This is a genomic window from Alteromonas aestuariivivens, from assembly GCF_003367475.1.
Taxonomy (GTDB): Bacteria; Pseudomonadota; Gammaproteobacteria; order Enterobacterales; family Alteromonadaceae; genus Alteromonas; species Alteromonas aestuariivivens.
In genome coordinates, this window is record NZ_QRHA01000002.1 from 364,882 (window position 1) to 373,539 (window position 8,658).

An 8,658-nucleotide genomic window follows, 5' to 3' on the forward strand; every position below is an offset into this window, starting at 1 on the left:
TATTTGGGCTCAAAATTGGTCAAAAATACTGCAGCATGAAACGGGAAATCATACTTTCAGAGGGACTGGCGCGATCTTGTTAATGGTGTTATTAAGTTGTTGCGCTGTTGGGAGGGCCCTCTTTAACACGCGATTTACTGATGATTGATTGGTAGTCGGAACACGCTCCATATCGGTCAAAATCACACACTGAAAAACAGGATATGTCATGAATAACAAACGAAACAGACAATCAATAGCTGGTGGAGCGGCCTGTCTCTTATTAACAATTGGGTCCCCTTCAATCCTGGCGCAGGAAGTCAAACAGGCACTCGAAAATAACGCTGCCCCTGAAGAGGAAACCCTTGAAATTATCGAAGTTTCCGGGGTTAGGGCATCGTTGGAAAACGCTCTGAACGTAAAACGTTCAGCCCCCTCTATTGTTGATGCTATTTCGGCAACCGACATTGACGCCTTGCCAGCGCTGGATCTGGGGGAAGCGCTTCAGGCCATTCCCGGTGTGCAGTTAAACAGCGATCAGGAAGGTCGACAGTCCAGCATCAGTTTGCGTGGTTTGGGCAGCGGATTTGTGAAAACCACCGCATTTGGCCAGTCTTTTGCCACGCCTTCTGCCGCCAGTAACATTAATGCGGTAGGTGAGCCAAATCCTTTTGCTGCGTTTGAAGCGAGTGTCTTTGACGGTGTGACCGTTGTGAAAAGCCCGACTGCTGACCTGCAGGCGGGTGGCGTGGCCGGGGTTGTTGATCAGAAGCTTCAGCAGGCCTTGTCGAAAAAAGATGGCACCTTTACGGTAAGTGCCGGTGGCCGTTATGAAGAACTGACTGGTGAAATTGACCCCAGCCTCAAATTTTCCGGTGTAAAACACCTGATTGAAGACAAACTGGCTGTTGCTTTTAAGTTAGCTGCCTCTGGTCAAACCTTCCGCCGTGATACCTTCGACATCATTGACTATGTGCCTGTTGATGCTGGAAGGGCTACCAATATCGATGAGTACCGTGAGTACTGGGGTATTCCAGATGATGCCGAGGTTCGTGTGCCGATGCGCGGCCGCAATGTGAGCGAGTTCAGTGACGGTGACCGTGTTTCAATGTCGGGTAACATCGAATACCGCCTGACAGACGATTTCAAAATTGGCGCGCATCTGCTGTATTCAGAGCGTGATCTGGATGACGGTACCAAAGAAACCACCTCGTTTGAAACCGGATTTAACCGCAGTAACAGTGCCCGCGACAATTACGACGCGCTGGTAACGCTGGACATGGATACAGCCCCGTTTGCCTATGATCGCCTGGCCGATGAAGCAGATGCAGGGCAAATCTATGGTGTGTCGAACATCAATTTTACTGACGGTACATTCCAGAATGAAAACCGTAAAACCACCTTCAATGAAAAATCACAGGGCATCATGCTGTATGCCGACTATGTTGCTGATGAATGGATATTTGATGGCGTAATTACCCATTCTGAAGCGGAAAATAATTTCGAGAACGTAGGCATCAACTTTGTTCACAGCCAGGATTGGCGGAACAAATTCAATTATACCCCGGCAGGTGGTAGTGCCATTTCAGTGCCGAGTGTGCCTACCGGCTTTAACGGAACCATTAATACCGGGCAGGGTAACCTGAGTAATGTGGTGGTTTCCGGTAGTCTGGAAACGCCCTATGTGTATGACAACCTGATTTGGTCCCAACCTATTACTACGTCTTCGGGGTTAACCTCGGTGGATGACGCCAACCAGGGGCGGCGACTCAGTTTCAACATAAACGGTCGCGTGCGGGACCTGTCCAGGGAAATGAGCAGTGTTGAATTTGGTGGCCAGCGCTTTACCGATTTTGGTTTCGGTGACGGGCTCAAGGTGGATGCGATTAAGTTTGGTGGGCGCTTCTCCAGGGAGTCGCTGGAAAGCATCGATCAGCGCCAGGGGCCAGCCGGTATTGATACCGCGCAGATCAGCGGTGCGTTTCTTACCGACCAGGTGCTGTCAAATGTTCAGAACGATTATTTCAACGGCAACATGCCGGGTACGTTTGATCATACCAATGGTTGGGTAACCATAGACAACGCTGCTGCAATTGCGGCATTGCAGACCGGAATTGTGACCGATTTGAATGACCTGGTTACCGGCAGAAGCTATGTTTCGGTTTATCCAGGCCTGGAAAGAAATCGCACCGGTTTCTGGGATACCCAGAATAATACCAGTGGTCTGCCAACCAATCTGGGTTACAACTTTGATGCCGAGCAGGACATTCTTGCCATGTACGTAAGCACCGAATTTTCCGGTGAGCTGGGCTCTGTGTTCTATTCCGGTAACCTGGGTGTACGGTACGAGGAAACCTCTAATACCTTTAACGGGTTTGAGACCCAGGTAGATGCCCAAGGGCGTAACGGTGTGGCCGTGCTTAAAGAGTTTGAGGACGATTACAGCCATACGCTGCCGATGATGAATATCGCGTTTGAACTGACCGATGATGTGATTTTGCGTGGTGCCTTCTACGAAGGGCTGGTGCGGCCAAACCTGCTGGCCCAGCGGCCAACGGCGGCGCTCAGAGCCAATGCAGACACGGTCACGCTGGACCTGCCGACAGCCACCGTAAGGCCGTATGATGCAACCAACTATGACGTATCGCTGGAATGGTACAACCGGGAAGGTAGTGCGATTTCAATCGGTTACTTCAGAAAAGATATCTCTAACCTGTTTGATGAGCAGGAAGGTTACTGCCCGGAAGATGGTTCGAATGAAATCGTTAACGCACTGGTGGGTGATATCGAGCGTATTGATATCGGCGGCAGCGAATTTTCCTGTCAGCAGGTAGAGCCGTTTGTTGATGAAGATGGCAACCTGGTTAACCGGGAAGTGGTCATCAGAACCCCCATCAATACCGACGACGAAATCAAGGTGGAAGGTTTTGAACTGGCGATTCAGCAGAAACTGGATTTCCTGCCTTACCCCTGGAACGGTTTCGGTGGAGTATTTAACTACACCAAGTTAAGACAGAGTGGCAGTGAGGTTGAACTTGACCGTGTATCTCCTGAGTCTTACAACATCATTGGTTACTGGGAGAATAACGGGGTCAGTATTCGTATTGCCTACAACTGGCGTGATGATCTGCAGTTACAGGGTGCAAACTCGTTCCTGGGTACCAACTCCCGTACGCGGGAGGCAATGGGCAGACTGGATCTTGTAACTTCCTATGCATTGACCAAGAAAGCCAAAGTGTTCTTCCGTGGTTATAACTTAACTGATGAAGTTGGTAAGGAGTACCTCGGTTTTGACGAGCGTGCGGTAAGCCGTATTACCTATACCGGAAGAATTTACGAGTTGTCACTCAACTATAAATTCTAAAAAATAGCAACGCATCAAAAGCCCGGCGATACCTGTGTGTTTCCCGGGCTTTTGTATATCATACGCGCGGAAACTGCAGTACCTTAACTCCGAATTCCCATATGCTCCTGTACCTCAATTGCCATCAAGCCAAACAACATGGCGTAACCAACGCTTTAATTTTGGGTTGTTGCTAATCTACCAAACCCGCATTTTCTATTGCTATCCGTCACCCAATAATATTATTGTAATACATAAGTTGTAGCAATGTTAATCAAAACGTTTTGTTTTTGTCTGAATATCAATGGGTTCCGCTCAATCAATAGCTGAGATGGCGTGGTCCGGTGAGGATGTCTGCTGCTCAGCGGGCAGAGTTTCCGTTGCCTCTGCGGTTAATGACCGAATGGGCCTGAACACAAACAGAGTAAGGGATGACGTATGATGTATGTTAACGGCAAATTTTTTGCCAGCCTGTTTACTGCTTTGGCTCTGGCAGGCTGTGGTAGCGGTGGTACCGGGGCTTCCGGAAACATTAATCCGACGATTTTCATTGAAAATCAGACGGTTGAAGAGAGCTCAAAGGTGACGCTAAGTGCTGTGGCAAATGATGCAGATGGCTCAGTAAAAAGTTATCAATGGAATCAGGTTGGCGGTCATACGGTAAGTTTGCGTGGTGCAACAACGTCTTCAATTCTATTTACTGCACCAGAGGTAAATGACAGCGAAGATCTGGTATTTCGCTTGACCGTTACCGATGACGCCGGTGGAACCGCCAGTCGCAGCGTTACAGTTACGGTTGAGCCGGTGGAGCAGGCTCCTACCGTATCTGCTGGGGCCGATCAAACCGCTGTTGCGGAACAATCGGTCAGCCTGACGGGTTCGGTATCAGACCCTGAAAATGTGCTGCAAGGTTTGGTGTGGCAGCAGACGGGTGGCCCTACTGTGGAGCTGACCCATGTATCGGATGTCACTGCGATGTTTACAGCCCCCAGGGTAAATGAGGAAACCTTGCTTACGTTTACGCTTACCGCAACGGGTACGTCGGGTGGTTCTGTTAGCGATGAGGTGACGGTGATTGTCACCGGCTCAAAGGCCATAGCTGAGCCTGATCGCACTTCAAACCTACAAATTTACACCTTTGGTGAATTACCGGCAGAAGATCTGTCGGCGAAATTCAGTGTTTCTATTGACGGGGTTCCGCTTACAGTGTTGCAAACGATTCCTCCTTTAGCGGCTATGTCCCCGAGACTAAAGCCGGGAACTGCTGATGGTGCTGACGCCTATCGTAATACCCAGCGCACTTTTGCGTGGACTCAGTTCTCCTTCGATGCTGCGGCTTCTCCTGTAGAGGTTTCGGTGCATAAACTGGAGGATGCCGGCGCAGTCTCTGACATCATCGTCAGACCTGAGGCACTGGCTGAAGTGGCCTATCAGATAGTGGAAAAAGATGTCGCCGCCAGGCGCATAAAAATTCGTCTATTGCAGTCTAATCGCAAACTTTCGGTGGAGTTCAAAGACAACCGCTACGCGCCGCTTAAAGATATTCCTATGGATGCGCTGTTGCTGTTCGCGGATCGCACTGAACGGGAAGACATTGCCCCCGTGCCGGATAAATCTGCTGAAACCACTTATGTAATTGAAAATGGTGAGAAGTTCGACAGGGAGGCGGCAAAGGGGAAAGAGGTGATTTACTTTGCCCCGGGTACTCATGAACTGAGCTATTGGGAGGTACCTTCAAATGTCAGGCAGGTATACCTGGCCGGAGGGGCGTACGTCATGGGGGCAATCAACGCAGATCATTCTGCTGGCCCTGGCACCGGTTATACCATCTCAGGGCGGGGCGTTATCTCGGGTGAGAAGTTTCCCTGGCGGGCTGATAAAACCAAATATAATGCTGACAGCGATATGCCTTTGTCTGAGAGAGTCTGTGTTGATGGTGGTGGGTACTCCGATGGTTGCCCACGGGAAGGGATCAAGTTGCTGGATGCCGAGCAGGATGAACTGATCGTAGAAGGGCTGACACTGGTAAACGCCCCCTTTTATGTGTTCGGTGCCGAGGCCGACAGCAATGATTCATGGGCCAGGATCAGTAATATCAAATTGCTGGGCAACTGGCGTTATAACAACGACGGCTTCGATGTAGGCACAGGTTCAGAAATTACTGACTGCTTTGCCTCTCCAATGGACGATGCCTTTAAAATCTACCATTCAAAAGCAGCGGTTAAAAACTGCGTGGTTTGGCAGATGGATAACGGTGGCATATTCCAGTTTGGCTGGTACCCCAAAACCGTTGACAACGTGCTGATAGAAAACATCCATGTGCTTCATACAGAATGGACGGGGCTGAATAAAAACCGCGGTCTGGCGAATCTGACAGAACGCCCGGATGGCGATTCCAGGGCAGGCACTATCTCGGACATTATTTTGCGCAATATCTGGATGGAAGGACCCACTTCGAGGGTGATATATCTGAGAAACGAGTTTTACCCCAATCAGTCTTATAACACCTGGTTGTTTGAGAACATTTATGTTAGCTACATGCCAACCTACAATGAACTTGTGACGATCAAAAACGAAGTGCTCAATGGTCAGGTTCTGGGAGGAAATGGCCAGTTGCAGGACAATTTACTGCTGAATGCCATTGAGGATTTTGATAACGGCTCAGGAAGCATAGGTAACATCCGTTTTCGAAATTTTAATCTTAATGGTGCACGGATTACCGATTCGAATGCGACCACAACCGGCATGTTCGACAGGCTGGTAATCAATACTTCCTCTGATGTAACGTTCGAGTAGCCGTTACTTGCCGTTGTTGCAGCCGGAAACCGGGGAGAAGTTAGCGCCCCGGTGGAACCTGGAACAGAGACTCTGAAATCCTGATTCCGCTTGCAGTGAACCATCTCTCTCGACCAAATGTGGCTAGGGCCTGTTGATCTTTGCTGTTCAATTTTGCAGCGAATTGTCGCCATTTACTTAGGGAAACAGCGAATAAGTCCCGCATTTTAACGCTCAGTTAAGCCGCAGACTCACCTGCCTAATTTTTAAACACTAATTTTGCAGTTTAGGCCAATATGCCGCCGTTTTAGGCCTGATTTCGACCTTATTCCGGGCTATTCCCGGATTTCAGACAGATCTTGGCTGTCGCCGTAACATCTGGTCTACTTTAAACAGGTTCGCCAAGGTGAATAGCATGGCTAACTGTGAGTCATTTTTTATCAATCCCTTATAGCGAGCTTTGATAAAACCAAACTGGCATTTGATGATGCGAAACGGATGTTCAACCTTTGCCCGGATGCTGGCTTTTAAATATTCGATGTTGATGGCAGTTTTGTTTTTACGGGGATGCTTTTTCAGTGCCCGCACTTTTCCGGGACGCTCAGCAATCAGCCATTCCACATCCTTTTCTTTAAGTTCTTCACGCTTCTCTGCGCCTTGATATCCAGCATCGCCAGAGATGAATTCCTCATCGCCATGCAACAGGCTCTTCATCTGATTCAAGTCATGCTCATTGGCGGCGGTGGTTACCAGTGTATGGGTGAGACCACTCTTGGCATCCACACCAATATGAGCTTTCATGCCGAAATGCCATTCATTGTCTTTCTTGGTCTGATGCATATCCGGGTCACGCTCATTCTTTTTGTTTTTAGTGGAGCTGGGGGCTTCAATAATTGTGGCATCCACCAGTGTGCCCTGCGTCATCATCACACCGCACTCCGACAGCCATTGATTGACCGTTTTGAATAATTTGCGAGTTAGCTTGTGCTTTTCCAGCAAATGCCGGAAGTTCATAATGGTCGTGCGGTCAGGAATCGCTTTATCCAGTGACAGTTGCGCAAACTGACGCATCGAAGCAATTTCATATAACGCATCTTCCATCGCTTCATCACCGAGGCTATACCATTGCTGCATACAATGAATGCGAAACATGGTCTCAAGCGCATACGGACGTCTGCCATTACCTGCTTTAGGATAAAAGGGTTCAATCACTTCCAGCAGTTGAGACCACGGCAACAGGTTATCCATCCGGGATAAGAAAATTTCTTTACGGGTCTGGCGGCGTTTGCTAGAAAACTCACTGTCGGCAAAAGTTAACTGTTGGCTCATGGGCGGTAATGGCTGTGATTTACTATCCAGCTATGATCTCACATCGGGGACTTATTCGCATCTTCCCTAAGTAAAAAAATAAACTTCTATACACACACAGATTAATAGCGTAATATTCATTAGCTTTAGGAATTTAAAATCTTTATCTATTACTGCACTTTGCATTTCTTTTTCTTCTTTTATTAATTTAGGTTGAACTTGTATTTTCATTTGCTCTACTGGTTAATGTTTTACTTGTTTTTATCTAAGGTCTATCGGTGGAGTTCCACTAAAATATTTAATTAATAAAAGGTTTCAAATATGTCTAATTCAGTAGATGGCATGGTTAAGTGGTTTAATGAAGATAAAGGGTTTGGTTTTTTAACACCAAGCGACGGCGGTAAAGACGTCTTTGTTCATTTTCGTTCAATTGTTTCAGAAGGGTATAAATCGCTTACTGAAGGACAGCAAGTGAGATTTACCATTGAGCAAGGTCAAAAAGGCCCGCAAGCTGCTAACGTGATTGCTGTTTAACCATCAAGTTGCATTGAAGGCCGGCACAAGCTGGCCTTTTTACCACAAAACACTCTCCTTGAATCCAGTCTCATTTTTTTCTTACTTCCCAGACTCTCAATTTTAATAAGCTTTAATATATGATTTATATCTACAACGGCGACAGCATTAATGCTCACCCACCAATTTCCGCTATATCTGCAAATAAACTCAGTGTTGTTTTTAAGGATAGTCGAAAGCTTAAAAATATTAGCTTTCAGAATATAGTGGAAAAAAAGAAATTTTTAAATTGGCTGGTGTCAATATAATTTATAGTTTCTCATCAACACTTTATTCTTAAAGTGTTGATTAATAATAAGTCTCTGAGAAATTATATGGTGCTGGTTTTTATTAAATAGTTCTAATCAAGCTATTTGAAGGGCAATGGAAAAGCCACATTCTTGAGTTCCTGATCAACCGTGCACTTTAAAGTCTTCAATGTATTGCTGAAGTTGGGCCGATTCTTGTTCGACGATGGTGGTCATTTTCATGGTCTGATGGGCATGGATGGCCAGATTTTCAGAGTCATCTTTTACTGAACCAATACGCTGGCCAATGCTGTTGGATACGGATGTGTAGTGGTCAAGTAATTTTGGCCACATCGTTGTAGCTATTCCAGTAACGTTTCTCCGATTCATTCGGTGTTAAACCACCGTTGTATGAATGCGGTCTCAGTCGGCTGTAATAGCCATGAATATAAT

5 protein-coding genes are annotated in these 8,658 nt (G+C 47.2%); 3 read left to right on the forward strand and 2 right to left on the reverse strand.

Annotated features, from left to right (window positions below):
• The first annotated feature begins 208 nt into the window (after nt 1-208).
• Nucleotides 209-3,343 carry a TonB-dependent receptor gene (locus DXV75_RS04405; RefSeq protein ID WP_115592162.1) on the forward strand — a complete coding sequence of 1,045 codons (3,135 nt, stop codon included), beginning with the start codon at nt 209-211 and terminating at the stop codon, nt 3,341-3,343.
• Nucleotides 3,344-3,760: 417 nt separating this feature from the next.
• Nucleotides 3,761-6,118, forward strand: coding sequence for a PKD domain-containing protein (locus tag DXV75_RS04410; RefSeq protein ID WP_115592163.1), 2,358 nt, complete (start codon nt 3,761-3,763; stop codon nt 6,116-6,118).
• Between the two features lie 327 nt (nt 6,119-6,445).
• Here the strand turns inward: DXV75_RS04410 and DXV75_RS04415 are convergent, their stop codons facing one another.
• Nucleotides 6,446-7,426 carry an IS5 family transposase gene (locus tag DXV75_RS04415; protein ID WP_115592164.1) on the reverse strand — a complete coding sequence of 327 codons (981 nt, stop codon included), beginning with the start codon at nt 7,424-7,426 and terminating at the stop codon, nt 6,446-6,448.
• 300 nt (nt 7,427-7,726) lie between these two features.
• On the opposite strand from DXV75_RS04415, the gene cspE reads away from it, so the two are divergent.
• Nucleotides 7,727-7,939: a transcription antiterminator/RNA stability regulator CspE gene (gene cspE / locus DXV75_RS04420; RefSeq protein ID WP_115592165.1), complete on the forward strand. Its 213-nt coding sequence runs from the start codon at nt 7,727-7,729 to the stop codon at nt 7,937-7,939.
• Nucleotides 7,940-8,370: 431 nt separating this feature from the next.
• Here the strand turns inward: cspE and DXV75_RS04425 are convergent, their stop codons facing one another.
• On the reverse strand, nt 8,371-8,559 hold the full coding sequence (locus DXV75_RS04425) for a hypothetical protein (protein ID WP_115592166.1): 189 nt from the start codon (nt 8,557-8,559) through the stop codon (nt 8,371-8,373).
• Nucleotides 8,560-8,658: the final 99 nt, after the last annotated feature.

Bases quoted from the DNA above. Each gene is read 5' to 3' on its own strand.
- cspE (WP_115592165.1), top strand. From the start codon at position 7,727: ATGTCTAATTCAGTAGATGGCATGGTTAAGTGGTTTAATGAAGATAAA.
- DXV75_RS04415 (WP_115592164.1), bottom strand. From the start codon at position 7,426: ATGAGCCAACAGTTAACTTTTGCCGACAGTGAGTTTTCTAGCAAACGC.
- DXV75_RS04425 (WP_115592166.1), bottom strand. From the start codon at position 8,559: ATGTGGCCAAAATTACTTGACCACTACACATCCGTATCCAACAGCATT.
- DXV75_RS04410 (WP_115592163.1), top strand. From the start codon at position 3,761: ATGATGTATGTTAACGGCAAATTTTTTGCCAGCCTGTTTACTGCTTTG.
- DXV75_RS04405 (WP_115592162.1), top strand. From the start codon at position 209: ATGAATAACAAACGAAACAGACAATCAATAGCTGGTGGAGCGGCCTGT.